Consider the following 18,488-nt stretch of genomic DNA (forward strand, 5'->3'; position numbering starts at 1 on the left):
ACATAGCTTCATTACCATTAAAAGAAAAATTATTTTAATGAAAAGCTACGATAAAATTAATAATCTAACCGGATGGCTGTGTGCTATCCTCACAACGACTGTCTATATTATAACTACGGATCGCTTTACCAGTTGGTGGGATACGGGGGAATTTATTGCTTCTGCTTATAAACTCCAAATCGTTCATCAGCCGGGGGCACCCCTGTTTTTAATAATACAAAATATATTTTCAAATTTTGCTTTAGGGGACGTGTCAAAGGTTGCGTACTGGATGAATATAGGTTCTGCAGTATGCAGTGGGCTCACGATTTTATTCCTCTTTTGGACAATTACAGCGCTTACAAGAAAGATATTCATTGGAAGGAGAGAAACGCCATCAACTTGGACAATAATTCAAATGATGCTGGCGGGCGTAATAGGTGCTTTGGCTTATGGCTTTACGGATACATTTTGGTATTCTGCTGTCGAGTCGGAAGTGTATGCCATGTCTTCGTTATGCACCGCTGTCGTCTTTTGGTTGATTTTGAAATGGGAGAGAAGATCAGCAGAACCTGATGCTAACCGCTGGCTGATTTTGATAGCCTATATTATGGGGTTATCTATCGGTGTGCATTTGCTAAATTTATTGACTATTCCGGCGATAGCCTTGGTGGTTTATTTTAAGAAAAATAAGCATATCACTTGGAACGGGACCGTAAAATCATTAGCGATAGGTGTCATGGTACTGGCGTTGATACTTTGGGGCGTTATTCAGTATTCTATACGTATGGCTGCTGCCTTTGATGTCTTTTTTGTGAATCAACTCGGGCTGGGATTTGGCTCTGGAATTGTTTTTTTCTTCTTGCTTCTTGTTGGTGGTATAATATGGGGTATTCGGTACAGTGTAAAGCTAAACAAACCGATTTTAAATGTCAGTTTATTGAGTTTGAGTTTTATTTGTTTTGGCTATTTATCCTATGCGATGATTGCTATCCGTGCACATGCTGACCCTGCTTTGAATAACAACTCACCTGATAATATCTACGCTTTTCTGGGTTATCTCAATCGCGAACAATATGGTAAGGAGCCCTTATTAAAGGGACAGACTTTTGATGCACAAGTAACGGAGGTAACACCGACGGAAACCTATAAAAGAGGAACGAAAAAATATGAAAAAATCGATGGTGTTTCCCAATATACTTATGATAATGAAATGCTCTTCCCGCGTCTTTACAGTGAGAAGCATGCGGACTATTATAGAAGCTACCTCGGGTTGGCGACAAACGAAAGACCTACGTTCTCCGATAATCTAAATTTTTTCATTAGATATCAATTAGGAAACATGTATACTCGTTATTTCTTTTGGAATTTTGCCGGCCGGCAAAATGATGAGCAGAATTATGGTGGATATAGTGAGGGCAATTGGATTTCAGGATTGAAGTCAATAGACAATCGGTTTGTCGGTGGTCAAACGGATCTCCCGGAATCAATGTATGCCAATCCTAGTCGAAATGTGTATTATCTTCTTCCCCTGTTAATAGGTGTGGTTGGTTTAATATGGCACTTCCGAAAAGATAAGCGATTTGCTTCTATAGTCGCATTGCTTTTCTTTTTTACGGGTGCAGCTATTGTTATTTATCTTAACCAGACGCCTGTTCAACCTCGCGAACGCGATTATGCATACGCTGGATCATTCTATGCCTTTTCGATTTGGATAGGCTTAGGAGTGTTGGGGCTTATGGACTTTCTGAGTAGGAAGTTTAGTTTAAAGATTTCGACAATTACGTCGGGTCTGGTGTGTTTATTAGCAGCGCCTGTCCTTTTGATTTCAGAAAACTGGGATGACCACGACCGGTCTGGTAGATCATTAGCACGCGATATGGCCTACAATTATCTCACATCTTGCGAACCCAATGCCATTTTGTTTACTTACGCCGACAACGACACTTTTCCACTATGGTATTTACAAGAAGTAGAGGGAATCCGTACCGACGTACGCATTGTCAATTTAAGTTATCTGCAGTCACATTGGTATGTAAGGCAATTGTCTAACCAGGTGAATGACGCTGCTCCAGTTAAACTAAATTTTGATACAGCTAAGCTAGCGGAAGGTGTTCGAGATTACATGCCTTTTGTGGATAGGGGAATAGAAAATTACGTTCACCTCGATTCCTTGTTAGCGTTCTTATTGTCCGATAACCCTACAAATCAAGTTTCAGTCCAAAAAGGAAGGATGTTAAGCTATTTGCCGGCGAAAAAGATAGAAATGGCGGTCGATAAACAGGCGGTAATAAAGCATCATGTCGTTCCGTCGAACTGGTCTGATTATGTTGTTGACAAGATGAAATGGGATTATCCTCAGAATCACGTTTCACGAGCGGAATTGAGTTTGTTGTCGATTGTTTTGACGAATAACTGGGAGAGACCTATTTACTTTACGAATTACACGCCTACAAATCTCATGGCAGGGCTGGATAAGTACATTGTAGATGAAGGTATCGTTCGTAAACTGATGCCGGTAGAGCTCCCCGATCGGCAAGAAGGGCAAATGATGGCGAATGTGGAAAAGTTATATGAGCACGCAACCCAAAATTTTAGGTGGGGGAAATATGGTTTGCTGAACTTCGTGGATACAGATTCCCGTCGTATGATGGAGAACTTTATCTATCCGGATGTTTATGCGCAAACGACGCAATTATTGAAACAGCAAGGTGACATGGAACGAGCGAAAGCTGTTGCCGTTAAAGCTGTCGATATTTTACCAAAACGGAAATATAGCTTAAATGAGGCGCTTACCTACACGGATATTGTAGATACTTTATATAAAACAGGGGAAATTGACCTGGCTAATCAGGTAGTGAAGCGCAATGTAGGGTTCGTTAGTGATTATTTAGATTATGCGGAATCCCTCGCTCGGGATAAGCCCGATGCTTTAGATGTGCGTAAGATAAGATTTTCTCTGGCCGCTCTAGAGATGTATAATATTATTTTGGAAGATACAAATGAAAGAGAACTATACACCCAGGTGAATGAGGCGTTCACTTACTATAGAGAAAAGTATATAAGCAAATAGCTAGGAGATGAAAATTTGTCTCCTAGCTGTTTTGCTTGTTATCCCTTCTTTACCTCTTTGGCCCAGCTATCTTTTAACGTAACTGTACGGTTAAATACCAAATGTGCTGCTGTAGATTTACTATCCAAGGTAAAATAGCCTAATCTGATAAACTGATACCCTTTACCTGCTTCCGCTGTTGCTAAATCAGGTTCGATATAAGCCTTGTTAATGATTTGCAGGCTATTGGGATTGATAGACGCTTTGAAATCTTCTGCGGCAGCGGGGTTTTCTTCGTTAAACAAACGATCATAAAGCCTAACCTCTGCTTCTTGGGCATGCGCTACTGATACCCAGTGAATTGTTCCTTTTACTTTCAGTCCCGATGTATCCTCGCCTGATTTTGAGTTAGGAACGTAAGTACAATGTATTTCTGAGACATTACCATCTTCGTCTTTCACAAAATCATGGCATTGTACAATGTATGCATGCTTTAAACGTACAGAAAGGCCAGGGCCAAGGCGGAAAAATTTCTTCGGAGGTTCTTCCATGAAATCATCCCGTTCTATCCAAAGTTCCTTGGAAAACGGAAGTACACGAGAGCCTTCGCCACCTTCGACTTCCGGGTTGTTTTCCCCGATTAATTCCTCGGTTTGTCCATCTGGATAATTGGTAATAACGAGCTTTATCGGATTCAGTACCGCCATCCGTCGCCATGCGGTAGCATTAAGATCTTCCCGGATGCAGAACTCCAATAAGCCAACATCAATCATATTTTCCCGTTTTTGTACGCCGATTCGTTCAGCGAAATTACGGATCGAACCAGGTGTATAACCACGGCGTCTTAAACCCGAAATAGTAGGCATACGGGGATCATCCCAACTTTCTACATATTTTTCTTTGACCAATTGCAATAATTTGCGTTTACTCATCACGGTATAGGTCATGTTTAAACGGGCAAATTCATATTGTTTGGACGGAAAAATTTCTAGTTTTTCAATCAGCCAATCATATAACGGGCGATGCGGAATAAACTCCAATGTACAAATAGAGTGCGTAACTTTCTCAATGGAATCTGATTGACCATGAGCAAAATCGTACATAGGATAAATACACCATTTGTCGCCGGTACGGTGATGACTCGCATGTTTTATACGATACAACAACGGATCACGTAAATGCATATTTGGACTTGCCAAATCTATTTTTGCGCGGAGAACCTTTTCACCGTCTTTATATTTCCCCTCACGCATCTCTTGGAAAAGCTTTAGGTTTTCCTCGATGCTACGATTACGATATGGAGTCGGTACCCCAGGTTCTGTAGGCGTACCTTTCGAAGCCGCAATTTGTTCGGATGTGCTATCGTCTACGTAAGCTAGTCCTTTTTGTATTAAATCGATAGCGTATGTATATAATGTCTCGAAGTAGTCGGAAGTATATAATTCTTCAGCCCATTGAAAACCTAACCACTGAATATCCTGTTTGATGCTGTCCACATATTCCGTATCTTCTGTTACGGGGTTAGTGTCATCGAACCGCAGGTTGGTTTTTCCATTATACTTTTGAGCAAGTCCAAAATTTAGACAAATGGACTTTGCATGACCGATATGGAGATAACCATTAGGCTCAGGCGGAAAACGTGTCAAAACACGTCCGTCATGTTTGCCTTTGCGTAGATCTTCTTCGATAATCTCCTCAATGAAATTGAGTGGTTTTTCTTCGTTTAACATAACTACAAAGTTACTTTTTTTTACCTCAAAAAAAAGTAACCAAAAAAAACTCGTCGCTGGGAATCTTTGCATAATGGGCAGTGCAAAAGGCAAATTTGTACAGATGCAAAATTCCAAGGCGACATCAGACGTTAAGGGCGGACCGTGCATAATGCGTAGATAAACGCGAACAATAACAAGCAGCTTTTACGCGGATTAAAACGGCCTTATATTGTTTTGCGGTTATTTTTCTGAAGGTTATTCCGTTCAAAACAAAATAATGTTTGAGCGAAGCGAGTTTTATTTTGTTTAGGAATAAACAAAGGAAAATAGCAAAACCATATTAAGCCTTGACTTTTTTGTTTCTTTTTTTGTCAAGAAAAAAAGAAAGACAAAAATTCTGTATTTTCGAATATGAAACATCTCATAAGCAATAGTTTTCTTTTACTGATTATTATTTTACAACCTTGTTTCGGACAAAAAGCAAAGAAACCCCAAGTTATTGTATACGGATCGGATCTTTTAGCATTCTCTGTGGCTGTACAGAGCGCTAAATCGAGTGTTCCAACGATATGGCTAATGGAAGATGAACAACTGCTGCCTGAGTTTTCCACGGAGGAAGTACAAATAGAAACCATGCCGCACATAGATGGTGGGATTTGGATGGAACTATTGATGGAAATGGCGCTTGCAAAGTCTCCAGATGATTCATTGGCGAAGGTTGTCAAACGGGAGATGAACCCCCGGCTATTTCAGAATGCTGTAGAAAAGGTGTTGCGAAAGCTACCGCAATTAACGGTATTGAGAGGAGAAGATGTGTTATCTATTAAACGAAGAAAGCGAGATTGGGAAGTCCAATTGTCCAGTAAACATAAATATGTTGTAAGATGTGTGGTAGACGCATCCCAAAACCAAAAGCTATCGGGACTAGCGGATATAACGTGGAATGACGATATCGAACCGATGCAGCCGCTTCATGCATTGTCTTTGGCACAAGTGCGTACATTAGTGACCGCGGGCCAAATTGGTGATACGCTATACGGAGCGCAACTGGCAAATATTTTGGAGGGAGAAAAGGATGGCTTTTTTAACTTTCGAGGGGTAGCGGAGTTGCTAAATGAAAATATAGCGCTAAGTCCTTTTCGGGCTGCGGTAGGACAAGCTGTCGGTGCAACGGCAGCTTATTTAGCATTTTTCAAAACTTCTGCTGATAAGGTGGATGTGCGAAAATTGCAAACAGAATTAATGACCTATAGCGCCCGCATTTTACCTTATCAAGATGTTGCCATTAGTGATGTACACTTTTACGCATTACAACGCTTTGGGTTAGCGAGTGTGTTGCCACATCTACATCAAGGTGAGGGTTTTCGTTTTCAAAAAGATGAGCGCGTGAGTTTTGATGAAGTAGAACCTATTTTTGACAGATTGTATTCCCGAAGTCAATTATGGTTTTTGGATAATCAAGGTGATTATTTCCAATGGAAAGATTTCCTGTCCCTAATCAAATTTGTAGGACTACGTGGGGATGCAATGGATCAGCAGATAGCAAAAGAGTGGTCGTCAAAGCTTAAATTTGAAGGTAGTTTCGACGAAGAAGCCTTTGTCAGCCGCTATCAATTTGCTGTTATTATGGATCGATATGCTAACCCTTACGTTAAAGCGGTCACTCAACAAGGAGATTTTATCAATTGATCTTTGTGTACTTTTTTACCTCAAAAAAGTACACAAAAAAATCGTCGCTTCGGAGATTTGACAGGACGGGATAGTACTAAGGATGAATTTGTGCAGTTGTCAAATCTCCGGATGCGACATGGGGAGTTAAAGAGGGGATACTGCAAACGCGTATAAAAACGCGATCGATATTTGATTGCGGTGATGCGGAAATAAACGACCTAGCATTGTTCCGCGGCCAGCTTTACGCAGAATATTCAGTTAAAACAGCATGTTGTCTGAGCGCTAGCGAGTTCCATTCTGTTTAGGAATAGACTAGTAAAGGTAGCGGAACAATGCAAGTCTTGACTTTTTGTTTCTTTTTCGTCAAGGAAAAAGAAATTAAAGAATATTTAGGAATAGACTAGTAAAGGTAGCGGAACGATGCAAGTCTTGACTTTTTGTTTCTTTTTTTCATCAAGGAAAAAAGAAAAGAATTAAATCTCTTCTTTTTTCGGAAACATCAACGACGCCACGATACTAATCGCCAGAATGGATATAATAATAATCAAGGAGTGAACCGTTTGGAAACCGAATTCTTCCAACCAACTATGCAACAGCATTTTTGCTCCGATGAAAATCAATAGAAATGCCAAACCGACTTTCAGGTAATGGAACTTGTCGATAATATTCACCAAAAGAAAGAACATAGAGCGTAATCCCAAAATGGCGAAGATATTGGAAAAGAATACGATATAAGGATCCTTCGTCACCGAAAAGATAGCCGGAATAGAGTCTACGGCAAAAATCAAGTCGGTAAATTCGATAACTAATAATACCAAAAACAAGGGGGTAACATACCTCACACCGTTTTCTACAAGAAAGAAACGGCCACCGTCCAACCGAGGTGTAACCTTAAAATATTTGGATGCAAACCTTACCACGGGATGGTTTTGGGGGTCAACTTCCTCCTCTTTGTTGCGATTGATGTACATGGTGATCCCTGTATACACCAAGAAGGCCCCGAAGACATAGAGTATCCATCCGAATTTTGCAATCAATGCTGCTCCAACGAAGATGAATATACAACGAAGAACGATAGCGCCAATAATTCCCCATACCAACACTTTATGGTAGTATTTCTCTGGAATGCCAAAGGAAGAAAAGAGAAGCACCATAACAAAGATGTTATCTACTGATAAGGCATATTCCACGACATAACCCGTGAGGTATTCGATAGTTAATGTCTTGTTATACAACTGAATACTTGCTGCTAAATCGTTCTCATTAATGCGGATGTTATGATAATGCTTTGCAATGATTTCTTTAAGCGTTGCAATATCATGAACATTGTGGAGCTCGTTTCCCCAGACATACAATACCAAACCAAATGCCAGCGCAAAGAAAACCCAGATTGCACTCATGATAGCAGCGGCTTTGAATGACACTGGCTTGTCACTCTTGGAGAATAATCCCAAGTCGATGGCGAGCATAAGGACGATGAATATAATAAACCCTCCAAAAAATAACAGTTCGTGGCTCATAATGTGATTCTATTTATTTCTTTCTGTTGTAAATCTAACTAATTGTTCTAGCGCATCCTTATACGTATTGTTAGGAAATGCGGTTAATATATCGAAGGCCTCTTGTTGATATTGTAACATTTTCTCTTTTGCATAGTCCAAACCTCCGCTACGCCGGACAAAGGTAATAACTTCGGCGACCTTATCTTTGTTTTCACTATGGTTTTTTACGAGATTGATGATACGCCTCTTCTCTGCACGATCGGTGTTTTTGAGCGCGTAGATGAGTGGTAACGTCATCTTTTTCTCTTTGATATCATTCCCTACAGGTTTTCCAATATCGTCTAAACCGAAGTCAAAAAGATCATCTTTTATTTGAAAGGCTATGCCTACTTTTTCTCCAAATAGGTGTAAGCGGTCAACCGTCTCCTGTGAGGCTTTAGCAGAAGAAGCGCCACAGGCGCAACAAGCGGCAATAAGGGATGCCGTTTTTTTACGGATAACTTCAAAATATACTTCTTCCTCAATATCGAGCTTGCGTGCTTTTTCTATTTGCAACAACTCACCCTCGCTCATCTCTTCTACAGCGTTGGACATGACTTTTAGTAGGTTGAGTTCATTGTGCTTAACAGAGAGAGACATGCCTTTTGAAAGTAGAAAGTCGCCTAACAGTACGGCTATTTTATTCTTCCACAAAGCATTTACGGAAAAAAAGCCCCGGCGTTCATTTGCATTGTCCACCACATCGTCGTGAATTAAGGACGCCGTATGCAGTAATTCAACCAATGAGGCTGCCCGATAGCTAGAATCGTTGATGTTCCCGCATAATCCAGCCGAGAGAAAAACAAACATCGGACGCATTTGTTTCCCTTTCTGTTTTAAGATATATTGTGTGATGCGATTTAACAAAGGTACAGAGCTGTGCATCGATTCTTTAAATCGGCTTTCAAATTCTTTTAGCTCTTGTGCTATCGGGTTTTGTATATCTTTTAATTTCAGCATGAAAAATGGTTATATAACCATGGCTTTTAAAGCAGTTAAAATTGCAATAAATATAAGAAATATCCATGTAGCGCAGATACAAATACGAAAGAAAATAATGTGGATATACGATTTGGCGGATAAAAAAGGAAAAGTAAATAATATACGCTATAAAGCGTCGATAGCTAATTCTAATTCGTTATACCATTCTTCACCATATTCACGGATGAGTGGTTCTTTGACGAACTTGTATACAGGGATGCCTAGCTCCTTACCAAATGTGCATGCATCACTACAGATATGCCAACGGTCGTAATGTAGCACGTCAAATGCCGGATAACGTGTTGTGCGGATAGGATAGAGGTGGCAGGAAATAGGTTTTTTCCACGTAATTTTACCTTGTTCGTAGGCGGTTTCAATTGCACATTTCGTAATACCGTTATCCCAGGTTACGTAAGCACATTCTTTATTGCCATCCACACAAGTAGTGGTTAGGTCACCATCTGCATCAATGACGTGTGTCCCCTGTTCTTCGATAGCTTGGATACCCTTTTCGGTCATATAGGGTTTGACATGTGGATAAATATCTCGAAGAATCTCCGTTTCTTTTTCATTTAGAGGTGCTCCCGAGTCGCCCTCTACACAGCAGATGCCCTTACATTTATTTAAATTACAAACGAAGTCATTCTTGATGATATCTTCATGAACCAATACGTTGCCTACTTCAATCATGTTGTTTATTTTGAATAACTAACGCGTTTTCCTAGCGTGTGTTTTAATCCTTTTGCACTAATTAACTCCATCGTTACGCTGCCTACCAAAATCTCTACCTGTGCCTTTACGGGAATACGGTTGCCATCGTTGGTGACCCATAGGAAAAGCTGGCTATCTTTTCTGAAGATACGGCCGGGCGTAATCTCCGGGCTGAATTTAATACACTCCAGCTCTCCCAGCGACGTTTTAATTTTTTCGATACCAATATATTTAACCCCTAATTGAGCGACCTCGTCGTTCAGGAAATAGGTGATTTTAAAGGAATCACCTTTTTTAAGAGACGAAAGATCTAGGTTACGAGAAAAGTAATAGGCTGATAATAAATCAAAAAATTGTGATGTTGGACTGGTGAACGTACCCTTCTTACCCGAAACTTTTTTACTCCGATGGTCAAAAGTGGCATATTCCTCGCGTGTATAACTTCCTTCATGTATATCTTCTATATAGAGATATGGAAGGTAGGTATCGCCGTCAATATAGGAATCGTACTTATTTCGTACTTTATAAACCGCGAATATTCCGGAGGTCTGACCGAAAGCCGATAGATGGAAGGCGTTAGGATTGCTGAAGCGTAACTTTGATTTTTCCACCTTTAACGTGCCGGTAGCCACGGATAAAATGCCGTACTTTAACTTGTAAGTCAATTTCTCCCCGGCTTGATACGTAGGTTGTGGAAGATATGGTAAGGTCTGTCCGATAGCCAAGCTTGCGCTACAGATGAAAAACGCGATAAGCGTATAAATCTTTTTCATATAATAATGGACAAAAATCGTCGTCAATAGTTTAACTTTTACGCTTATAGACAGGTACCGTGGAACAGGGTTCTCCATACATCATGCTCTTGACAACCTTACTTAAACCTATGGTGAATTTAATAAAAGCAGATTCAGGCACATAGATATCGCCACATCCTTTTACTACCACGCGCTCATCCTGATAGGTGCTGAAGTCGACTTGGTCTAAGGCTTGGCCGAACAGATTATCCAGTACGGTCTCTTTATTTCCAAAATGTACCGAAAGCGCATAGGGCTCAAGCTTATTGGCGAGGAGCATATACGCCCAGGTAGGAACGATAGCGTCTGTTGAGCAGATAATACCGACATGCTTATGCTGGTATTGGGTCCAATCGTGTTCCTTAATAAACGTACGAAAATCTTTCTCTTTTAATATAAGTCCGTGAAATAGATTGTCCTTAATATCATATACGACAACTTCTTCTTTTGGTGCATAATGCGCCAAATCAATGGTAATTAGACCGCTTTGGGCAACTTTATTAACGATATTTTCCTGAATGTCCATATACTATCAAAACAAAAAAAGCCGGACATGTTTTTGTCCGGCTATAAAGTTAACTATTATATCCTAATAGAATCTAATGCGATTGTCAGAAATATCGGCTTTGTGTTGGAGGGCTTGATAAATTGCACTCCAAGAACGTTGCCCTTTTGCCGTCTGCATTTGCTGTTTTTGGTTGTTCATATCACTGGCTACAAGTTCAGCCGGATTAACAAAACCCGTCACCTGTACCGCGTAAACTCCCTGTTCACCCTTTATCGCTTTAGACAATTTGTTCGGTTGTAGACCAAAAGCCGTTCCTACCACAGCAGGCTCCATCGCAATTCCAGGCAGAACGGGGTTAGCCATAACGATATTCTCTATATCCACTGCCGCTTTTTCCAGCTTTTGTGCCACTTGATCAATGGAGGAGGTACCATTCAATGCATTGTTTAGCTTTTCCGTAAGCATTCTTGCTTTTACCTCATTGCGTACGCGTGCCTCGATTTGTGGTTTTACTGCCGCTAACGAAAGGGTACCTTTAGGCTGTACATCAACTACACGGGCAATAACAAAATGATCTTCTGTATCGAATATACGTTCTGAAACTTCTCCTTTTTTCGCTTCGAAACTCCAACGTACAAGATCTCTAGGCACTTCAACACCGTTGAATGTATTGTCCATTGGTACGACGCGCTCTGCTTTATGGACTGTAGCGCCCTGTTTAGTGGCTATCTCTGCAAAGTCGTTATTATTTGTTTCGCCAAAGAAACTGTTTGCTTTCGCATAGGCTGCATCAGTAGTAGCTTTCCCACTGTTAATCACCTTATCTACAATAGCCGCTTTGACAATTTTCGAATTACCAATTTGTTTTTCGATTCGGATGATGTGTGTTCCAAACCTGCTGTTAACGACGACGACATCACCCGTCTTACCCGAAAACACCGCTTCATCAAATTCTGGTACCATCTGTCCCCGCGGGAAGGTGCCTAGATCTCCTCCATTTATTTTACTGCCTTCATCCAAACTGAATTGTATAGCAAGAGCGGAGAAGCTTTCTCCTTGCTGAACCAATCTTTTGATAGAATCTGCTTTCGCTTGTGCTTTATCAATACCGCCTTCTGCTGTCGTGTTCAATAGAATATGCGACGCTTTTACCGAGTCTGGACTGAATTTCGCATCCACAACTTTAGCAATTTCAAATCTGTCGTTTGATAGGAAAGGTCCTACCGTAGTCCCAACCGGGGTATTGAAAAGCACAGAATCCAGCGCTGGGCTCACCTGTCCTTTGCGTAGATAAGTATATGGATATTTGGTGTCAGAGTTGACTGAAGCAAATAACGAGTCTGTGGTAACGTTTACTAGCTCCGATTTTAATTGCTCAATAACCGATTTGGTCGCCGCTGTATCATTGGCAGTAGGCCTGGCATCAAACAATACGTATTCTATCGTCCTGGTTTCTTCTTCATTATTGAATGCGTTTTTATGCGCATCGTAATACGTTTTGTAATCTGCGTCTGTTAATTTGATTTCAGAATCTTTCACTGAAGAATAGTCAAGCATCAAATATTTAAAATTTGCTAATTTGTTGCGTTGATTATATTCATCTTGAGCTTCCAACGAAGTAACATATACACTCTTGGTTAATAGATTCGAATATTTTTCATTCAAACGCTCGTTACGAATATTTTCTAGCAGCATTTCCCATTGCTGACGCATTTCTGGCGTTCCCTGGCTGTTGATTTGTGAAAGGAACGTGTTCAACTGGGTTTTATCGAAGACACCTGTTTCGGGGTTGGTAAATGCCTGAACAATTTGTGGAGAAGGATTGTTGCCAGACACCAAGCCATTTAACTCATCTTTTCCAACTGAAAGACCTATTTTTTCGATCTCCTGTTTTAAAAGCTCTTGCGAGATAAATTGATTCCAAACTTGTTGCACCGCGTAGTTACGCATCTGTGGAGATGCCGTTCCCCCCATTTGCTGTTGATACATCGCTGTCGTTTGATCAACCTGTGCGTTAAATAGCTGGTAGTCGATCGATTCACCATTTACACTACCAACTTGATTTTGATTCTTCATCCAAAAAGGAGTTCCATAGCTGATGATATCTCCCAATAAAAACGCAATAATTGCTAAACCAATGACCGTTACTACCAGTCCTGCTCGGTTCCGCAAATAGCTCATTAATCCCATAGTCTGTATACTCTGTTTATTCAGTTACTTAATTGACCTTTATTAAAAACAAGGCGCAAGATACAACTTTTATGAAATAAACTTAAATAAATTCTTTTTATATGTAGGTTAATTGCGCATAATATAAAATGAATTATTCATGAGTGTATACTCTCAAAGGCATTCATGAGCACTGCGTGGTTTATTTCGCTCTCCTCAGCCATTAAGGACTATTTTATAGAGGAAAATATAAAAAATTGTGCTACATCTTAGTTGCCAAAAGAAGGAAGTTGCTGATCGCCCGAAGGAATATAGAAACCGGTCATGTTTTGCCCGTCAATTTTTTTAAAATCGGTGTCTGAAATGAAAGAGGTTGCCTGCAAGCTTCCGCGTTGATCTTTGAAATCAAAGGTAATCGGAACGGTGTTATAATAAATGTTCTTTTTCTCGTCAAAATAAAGCTCTTCTGTTTTGATTACAGAGCCGTCGACCATATTAACCACCACATTTTTCCTAAATTCGGTTAGTCCTTCGTTTATTTTTTGAATCGCATACTCCGAACGTATACGTTGAGATTCGCTACCATGTTCGTCGAAAAAGCGTATTAACACCCCCTTTTGAAATTCATACATAGCAATACTGTCTGGATATTCCCGCAGCTCAGGAGCTGTTAGTTCTGCTTTTACCTTCGCCGAATCACTGTATACGACCGTTACGTCTTTAGAAACGTTTACATTCTCCTCTTGTTGAATATTCGCAATTTTCTCTACGTCGCGCAGATCATTTTCACAAGCCATAAATACAATTGTCCCAAACAACATACTTATCGTTAAGGACAGTTTTTTGTAACTATTATGGATAGGACGAAAGCGCATGGTTAATCTAAACTTCGACGAATAAACCAGGAATCGTTAATGGTGAAACCAAAATTGATATTGATGTACCTTTCCCGTACTAGATTATGGTTAAGCGAACCTTGTTGTCCGAACTCGGCCGAAATATTGATTTGAGAAAATGTACGTCCAAAATTTGTCTCGGGTAGGGGTAGGCCAAGACCTACACTCACAGCCATGTCGTTAATACGTTGATTTCGATACATAACAGGTGTTTGGTTGTAACGGAATCCCAAGCGATAATCTACCTGATTCCAGTAACGTACGGAAGTGGGGTCAGGTTTGATTTGTCCTCCGACAGCAAAGCCATAGCTTTTTTCCAGTTTATTCTGTCCATCCAGTACTTCAAACTTCGACCAGTCTGCGTAATTAAAGTCAGCACCTACCAACCAATTATACCCTTTTGATAGCGTGAACCCAACATTATGCTTTAGCGGAAGTTGGATCTTTCGGGTAGCGAAAGTACCTGTACTAATAGTGTCCAATGGGGGCGCAATATAATCATCATCAAAATTGTTTTCCGAAATCGTAATGATTCTACTCGGCTTCGCATTGATCTTATTATTTAAAGTCCCGGTATAACCCAATGTTAAGTTGTACTTCTTGTTGATGGACTTACTGTATTGAATCCCATAATCAACGGCCAGCCCCCTGATGTTGCGGGTCTCCTTTAGCTCCGCCGGATAGGCGGAAAGGTCACTTACAAATTTAACCTGTGTGATATCATAGAGATTTCCAAAAAGAAAACCGGCATTTGCGCCGATGCTTAATCCTTTAATGGGCGATACACCGTAACCTAAATAAGCTTTATTGATCCCCCCCTCGCCAAATATCTGTTTTTCATAAACGAGGTCGTCTATGGACTCTACATTTTTTGATGAATATCCCATATCCGAAAAGGGGAGTAAACCAAATGAAAATCCACCATATTTTTGTAATGGTATTCCGATCGCGAGGTGTCCGAAAGCAAAATCGGCCGTATGGTCGCTTAAATTATCTCTTGATAGCTGCGTGAAATTACCATACATACCCGCTTCCAAGACAGTACGATTTAGTCCCGAATAGGAAGCAGGATTGGCAATGTTTAACGTAGGAAGCCCGGTGAGGTATCTCACGCCAGTGGAGATACCACCCATAGCACGCGTCTGTGGCAACAAATCGTTTCGCATTTGTCCCAACCCAAATTGCGAATAAGGAGAATGAGAGGTAGATCTTTGTGCGTGTACCTGATCGGCGCCAAATAAGCCTAATCCTAACAACAAGTGCAGTGCTATTTTGGTAAAACTTCCTATTGAATTTCTGTGCATGGTCCAAATTTGCTACAAAACTATCTAAATTTTAACTATTCCGTTAGTTCTATTTGTTAAAAAAGGTTAATCGACTGATATCGAGTGATTTGTGTAAGCGGTCGGTAAGAGATGTATGATTTGTTGTTTTGGAACCTGAATTCGATCGATTAAACAAACTGAAAATAGATAATTGCAGCCGCGATAACAAGGTATAGTGTCTCGTACACCCACTTTGATTTCGAATTGGTGAAATAAAACGAAAGGTAGATGGCGATTGCTGGAGCGCAGAGTAAAAAATGGTTGATGGTAATATGTTGGTTGAGATAAAAAGACCCTAAAATCAACAACACCATAAAAAATAAGAGTTGGAAAGATTTACGTAAATGGACAACGCTTTTGAAGAAATGCTCTTTTAGTACCGCCAAAAAAAACAATAAAGCGACGACGATCGGAATGATAACGAGGTAATCGTACATGCTTAAGGATAACTCGGTAGGGAAAGCATAACCGAGCGGTTTGAATACAGCAATAAATTCCTGTAAACGTCCTGTCCAATAATAAATAACACCTAAGAGGAAGTAAACAGTCGAAAAACCTAATAATGGCGTTATCCATTCTCTCCAATTAAAGGGCCGAAAAATCAGTAAGCTTATCCACAAAAGGATTATCATCACCATAAAAGGGAAATAAATTAGGCTGCCGACGGCGACAATCATTCCTAAATCGAACATCAATCCTTTTATATCATGCTGCTTATAGATATTGAATAGTTTGCCAAGCATCCATATCGCAATAAAGTTACAGATCAGGGGAGGGGAAAGCACTAAAAACGGGGTAAACAAACTGACTAACGTCATATACATCAATGCCGGGGTAAAATTAGGTTTACCCAATAGATTAAAGTTATTGACCGTCCTATTTAGGAAAAAAGCCTGTAGTAGCGTAAGGGCTAATGTAATTATCACGTTTTCTCCCGGAGCGAGACCTGTGCCTAAACGTATTCCGATGAGATTGTTGATGGCAGGTTCAAATAGAACCGGTGTAATATGTTCCGGAAGGTCAAAAAAAATTCCTAAACATAGCACCAAACCGATGGCCGATACTAAAACAATATTGACTGGTGTATATTTTCGATGTTGGCTTATGATCATGCCTAACTACTTCTCCAGTTTCTTTATGCGTTTATCCAACATAAATAAAAATACGCCTAAAACGACGAAGATAGTTAATAGCACGAGTACCACGACATATATCTTTCCGGAGCTACGTAGGCCTGTGGCCATTTCTATCTGATTTTGGGCAAAAGTATAATGACTTGTTATGCAAAACAATAAAATCGTGATGATCTTTTTCATGATGATCATGGTGTCTGAGATTAATCTATAAGGTTTCTTTTATTTTCTAGCAGGCGCACGCGATAACGCAATGTACATATCCAAACCCCTATGAGAATCCAGCCAATAGTGGCGGTATAAAACACAGGACGCATCTGATTGTCCATATCAAGGTCACCAAATGTTCCATTCCCCCCACTTCCTGGATGTAGTGAATCCGTCATTTTAGGCATGATGTACATCAGTACGATCATAATAGGAAATGCAAAAATATTGTATATCGCAGATATCTTAGCTCTCTTTTGTTCTTCCTCTAGCGCATTTCGTAATACGAGATAAGCCAAATACATAAGCGTGGCGATAGCAGAACCATTGGTTTTCGGATCGTTGGGCCAAAAATCTCCCCAAGTGATATTGGCCCATTGCATGCCGGTTAATAAACCGATGATACAGAAGACAATACCGGTATTAACAGCTTCGACAGCCATTAAATCGTCGTTGACACGGCTCCTGCTTAAATACCGTATACTATAAATAACGGAAATAAGGTAGAGGGCAAACATAGCAGACCACATGGGTACATGAAAATACACATTGCGGATGGTCTCGTGTAAGAGGAATAAAGCAGGAACCGGACCCAGGAAGCCCACCACTATACTAGCAGCAACCATTACCAGTCCCAATATCTTCCACCAAGATTGTCTCATGATTCGAAAAATTATCTAAAGATGAGCTTGCTAAAGCTCGGTTACACAGAATTAATCACGCCAAAGATAAGGAAATAACAACAAAGAAATAGTAATCGTAATTACATTAATTGCAAGCAAAACGAGTATTTCATTATTGCTTTCAAATCTTGGAGCCCCTGTTAACGCATTTTGGGATAAGGTAATTAAGACGATGAGCAGCGGAATGATAACGGGAAAGCTCAAGATCGCCATAAGCGTACTGTTGTTCCCCGCTTTGGAGCTGATGCCGGACACCATGGTGAATACCGAAGCGAAACTGATACTCCCCAAAAAAACTGCCGCTGTATACAAAAGAGGGTCGCTAACCGGGTTGCTAAATGTTACGCTATAGGCTGCGTAAGCAATTACCGACAAGAGTACCATGACCAGCGTGTTGTAGATTATTTTGGATAATATGATCGCACGGGGGTTGATCAACGTATAGTAATAAAGTTGCCTGTTTTGACTTTCTTGCGTGAAGCTCCGACTGATAGCATTAACGCTGGCAAACAACATAATGATCCAAAACAACGCATTCCAAACAAGTGTATCTACAGATTTAAATGCTTGATAGCAAACAAATACTGTAGATACAACATATAATAAGATACCATTTATGGCATACTTTGAACGCCATTCAAGAACGATATCTTTATAAACTAAAGTTTTTACCTGTCGGAGTATATTCATCTATACAGCAAAGATACGAATACTTACGTTCGAAACCGCGCTGACCCCGCATTAAGTATTAGGCTTTATCTAATTCTGATTTCGCTTTCTCAACGACTTGTCCGGCCTGATTTTCCGCGCTGTGTACAGCGTGTGACGCTTTGTCCGCCAGTTTGTGCGCCTTATCAGCAGCTGCGTCCACGGCGCGTACACCAGCGTCTTTCGCTTTCGCTTTTAAGTTATCTAATTCGACTTTAGTAGACTTCGCTAGTTTAGCGGCCCGCTTAGCCTCTTTTTCAGAAAGTTCCTTGATAGATTTGGTAAGGTCTTTTACGCCTTTGTTTGCACGCTCCAATTGGTGTTTTCCGTCGTCTGTAGCCAACAAATAATACGCTGCTGCACCGGCAGCTAAACCTAGAAGCGCAAATGCAATTAGTCCATTTTTATTTTCCATAAT

At 40.4% G+C, this 18,488-nt stretch carries 16 protein-coding genes; 2 read left to right on the forward strand and 14 right to left on the reverse strand.

The features are described from left to right. Positions 1-37: 37 nt before the first annotated feature. Positions 38-3,052: a glycosyltransferase family 117 protein gene (locus C5749_RS12410; RefSeq protein WP_105726482.1), complete on the forward strand. Its 3,015-nt coding sequence runs from the start codon at positions 38-40 to the stop codon at positions 3,050-3,052. Positions 3,053-3,090: 38 nt separating this feature from the next. On the opposite strand, the gene C5749_RS12415 is transcribed toward C5749_RS12410, so the two are convergent. Continuing rightward, positions 3,091-4,761 carry a glutamine--tRNA ligase/YqeY domain fusion protein gene (locus C5749_RS12415; RefSeq protein ID WP_105727033.1) on the reverse strand — a complete coding sequence of 557 codons (1,671 nt, stop codon included), beginning with the start codon at positions 4,759-4,761 and terminating at the stop codon, positions 3,091-3,093. Between the two features lie 393 nt (positions 4,762-5,154). On the opposite strand from C5749_RS12415, the gene C5749_RS12420 reads away from it, so the two are divergent. Next, positions 5,155-6,432 carry a hypothetical protein gene (locus tag C5749_RS12420; RefSeq protein ID WP_105726484.1) on the forward strand — a complete coding sequence of 426 codons (1,278 nt, stop codon included), beginning with the start codon at positions 5,155-5,157 and terminating at the stop codon, positions 6,430-6,432. A gap of 455 nt (positions 6,433-6,887) precedes the next feature. Here C5749_RS12420 and C5749_RS12425 read toward each other — a convergent pair whose 3' ends face one another. The 13 genes from C5749_RS12425 to C5749_RS12485 form a co-directional block, all read right to left on the reverse strand. Next, positions 6,888-7,934, reverse strand: coding sequence for a TerC family protein (locus C5749_RS12425; protein ID WP_105726486.1), 1,047 nt, complete (start codon positions 7,932-7,934; stop codon positions 6,888-6,890). Positions 7,935-7,943: 9 nt separating this feature from the next. Further along, the gene (locus C5749_RS12430) at positions 7,944-8,915 is read right to left on the reverse strand and encodes a polyprenyl synthetase family protein (RefSeq protein WP_105726488.1); all 972 of its coding nucleotides are present in this window, start codon (positions 8,913-8,915) and stop codon (positions 7,944-7,946) included. Positions 8,916-9,062: 147 nt separating this feature from the next. After that, on the reverse strand, positions 9,063-9,626 hold the full coding sequence (locus C5749_RS12435) for a DUF3109 family protein (protein WP_105726490.1): 564 nt from the start codon (positions 9,624-9,626) through the stop codon (positions 9,063-9,065). Positions 9,627-9,631: 5 nt separating this feature from the next. After that, on the reverse strand, positions 9,632-10,420 hold the full coding sequence (locus C5749_RS12440) for a DUF3108 domain-containing protein (RefSeq protein WP_105726492.1): 789 nt from the start codon (positions 10,418-10,420) through the stop codon (positions 9,632-9,634). A gap of 31 nt (positions 10,421-10,451) precedes the next feature. Then, complete coding sequence (locus C5749_RS12445) at positions 10,452-10,967, reverse strand: DUF2480 family protein (RefSeq protein ID WP_105726494.1); 516 nt, start codon at positions 10,965-10,967, stop codon at positions 10,452-10,454. 63 nt (positions 10,968-11,030) lie between these two features. After that, the gene (locus C5749_RS12450; protein ID WP_105726496.1) at positions 11,031-13,139 is read right to left on the reverse strand and encodes a peptidylprolyl isomerase; all 2,109 of its coding nucleotides are present in this window, start codon (positions 13,137-13,139) and stop codon (positions 11,031-11,033) included. A 248-nt stretch (positions 13,140-13,387) separates the two neighbouring features. Beyond that, positions 13,388-13,915 (reverse strand): LptA/OstA family protein, encoded by a 528-nt coding sequence (locus C5749_RS12455; RefSeq protein ID WP_245893763.1) that lies wholly within the window; start codon positions 13,913-13,915, stop codon positions 13,388-13,390. 80 nt (positions 13,916-13,995) lie between these two features. Continuing rightward, complete coding sequence (gene bamG / locus C5749_RS12460; protein ID WP_105726500.1) at positions 13,996-15,318, reverse strand: BamG family beta-barrel-assembly machinery protein; 1,323 nt, start codon at positions 15,316-15,318, stop codon at positions 13,996-13,998. A gap of 149 nt (positions 15,319-15,467) precedes the next feature. After that, entirely contained in the window at positions 15,468-16,451 is a 984-nt protein-coding gene (locus C5749_RS12465) for a DUF6427 family protein (protein ID WP_105726502.1), read from the reverse strand. Positions 16,452-16,457: 6 nt separating this feature from the next. After that, complete coding sequence (locus C5749_RS12470) at positions 16,458-16,655, reverse strand: CcmD family protein (protein ID WP_105727034.1); 198 nt, start codon at positions 16,653-16,655, stop codon at positions 16,458-16,460. Positions 16,656-16,675: 20 nt separating this feature from the next. Next, entirely contained in the window at positions 16,676-17,341 is a 666-nt protein-coding gene (gene ccsA, locus C5749_RS12475; RefSeq protein WP_105726504.1) for a cytochrome c biogenesis protein, read from the reverse strand. Between the two features lie 51 nt (positions 17,342-17,392). Then, complete coding sequence (locus C5749_RS12480) at positions 17,393-18,052, reverse strand: heme exporter protein CcmB (RefSeq protein WP_105726506.1); 660 nt, start codon at positions 18,050-18,052, stop codon at positions 17,393-17,395. A 58-nt stretch (positions 18,053-18,110) separates the two neighbouring features. After that, positions 18,111-18,485 (reverse strand): hypothetical protein, encoded by a 375-nt coding sequence (locus tag C5749_RS12485; protein ID WP_105726508.1) that lies wholly within the window; start codon positions 18,483-18,485, stop codon positions 18,111-18,113. Positions 18,486-18,488 lie beyond the last annotated feature (3 nt).

The organism is Sphingobacterium gobiense, assembly GCF_002980575.1.
Classification (GTDB): Bacteria; Bacteroidota; Bacteroidia; order Sphingobacteriales; family Sphingobacteriaceae; genus Sphingobacterium; species Sphingobacterium gobiense.

Excerpts from the sequence above, each read along its gene's own strand:
- C5749_RS12415 (WP_105727033.1), bottom strand. The coding sequence starts at position 4,761 with ATGTTAAACGAAGAAAAACCACTCAATTTCATTGAGGAGATTATCGAA.
- C5749_RS12480 (WP_105726506.1), bottom strand. The coding sequence starts at position 18,052 with ATGAATATACTCCGACAGGTAAAAACTTTAGTTTATAAAGATATCGTT.
- C5749_RS12485 (WP_105726508.1), bottom strand. The coding sequence starts at position 18,485 with ATGGAAAATAAAAATGGACTAATTGCATTTGCGCTTCTAGGTTTAGCT.
- C5749_RS12455 (WP_245893763.1), bottom strand. The coding sequence starts at position 13,915 with ATGGCTTGTGAAAATGATCTGCGCGACGTAGAGAAAATTGCGAATATT.
- C5749_RS12410 (WP_105726482.1), top strand. The coding sequence starts at position 38 with ATGAAAAGCTACGATAAAATTAATAATCTAACCGGATGGCTGTGTGCT.
- C5749_RS12445 (WP_105726494.1), bottom strand. The coding sequence starts at position 10,967 with ATGGACATTCAGGAAAATATCGTTAATAAAGTTGCCCAAAGCGGTCTA.
- C5749_RS12430 (WP_105726488.1), bottom strand. The coding sequence starts at position 8,915 with ATGCTGAAATTAAAAGATATACAAAACCCGATAGCACAAGAGCTAAAA.
- C5749_RS12425 (WP_105726486.1), bottom strand. The coding sequence starts at position 7,934 with ATGAGCCACGAACTGTTATTTTTTGGAGGGTTTATTATATTCATCGTC.
- C5749_RS12465 (WP_105726502.1), bottom strand. The coding sequence starts at position 16,451 with ATGATCATAAGCCAACATCGAAAATATACACCAGTCAATATTGTTTTA.
- ccsA (WP_105726504.1), bottom strand. The coding sequence starts at position 17,341 with ATGAGACAATCTTGGTGGAAGATATTGGGACTGGTAATGGTTGCTGCT.
- C5749_RS12420 (WP_105726484.1), top strand. The coding sequence starts at position 5,155 with ATGAAACATCTCATAAGCAATAGTTTTCTTTTACTGATTATTATTTTA.
- C5749_RS12440 (WP_105726492.1), bottom strand. The coding sequence starts at position 10,420 with ATGAAAAAGATTTATACGCTTATCGCGTTTTTCATCTGTAGCGCAAGC.
- C5749_RS12450 (WP_105726496.1), bottom strand. The coding sequence starts at position 13,139 with ATGGGATTAATGAGCTATTTGCGGAACCGAGCAGGACTGGTAGTAACG.
- C5749_RS12435 (WP_105726490.1), bottom strand. The coding sequence starts at position 9,626 with ATGATTGAAGTAGGCAACGTATTGGTTCATGAAGATATCATCAAGAAT.
- bamG (WP_105726500.1), bottom strand. The coding sequence starts at position 15,318 with ATGCACAGAAATTCAATAGGAAGTTTTACCAAAATAGCACTGCACTTG.
- C5749_RS12470 (WP_105727034.1), bottom strand. The coding sequence starts at position 16,655 with ATGAAAAAGATCATCACGATTTTATTGTTTTGCATAACAAGTCATTAT.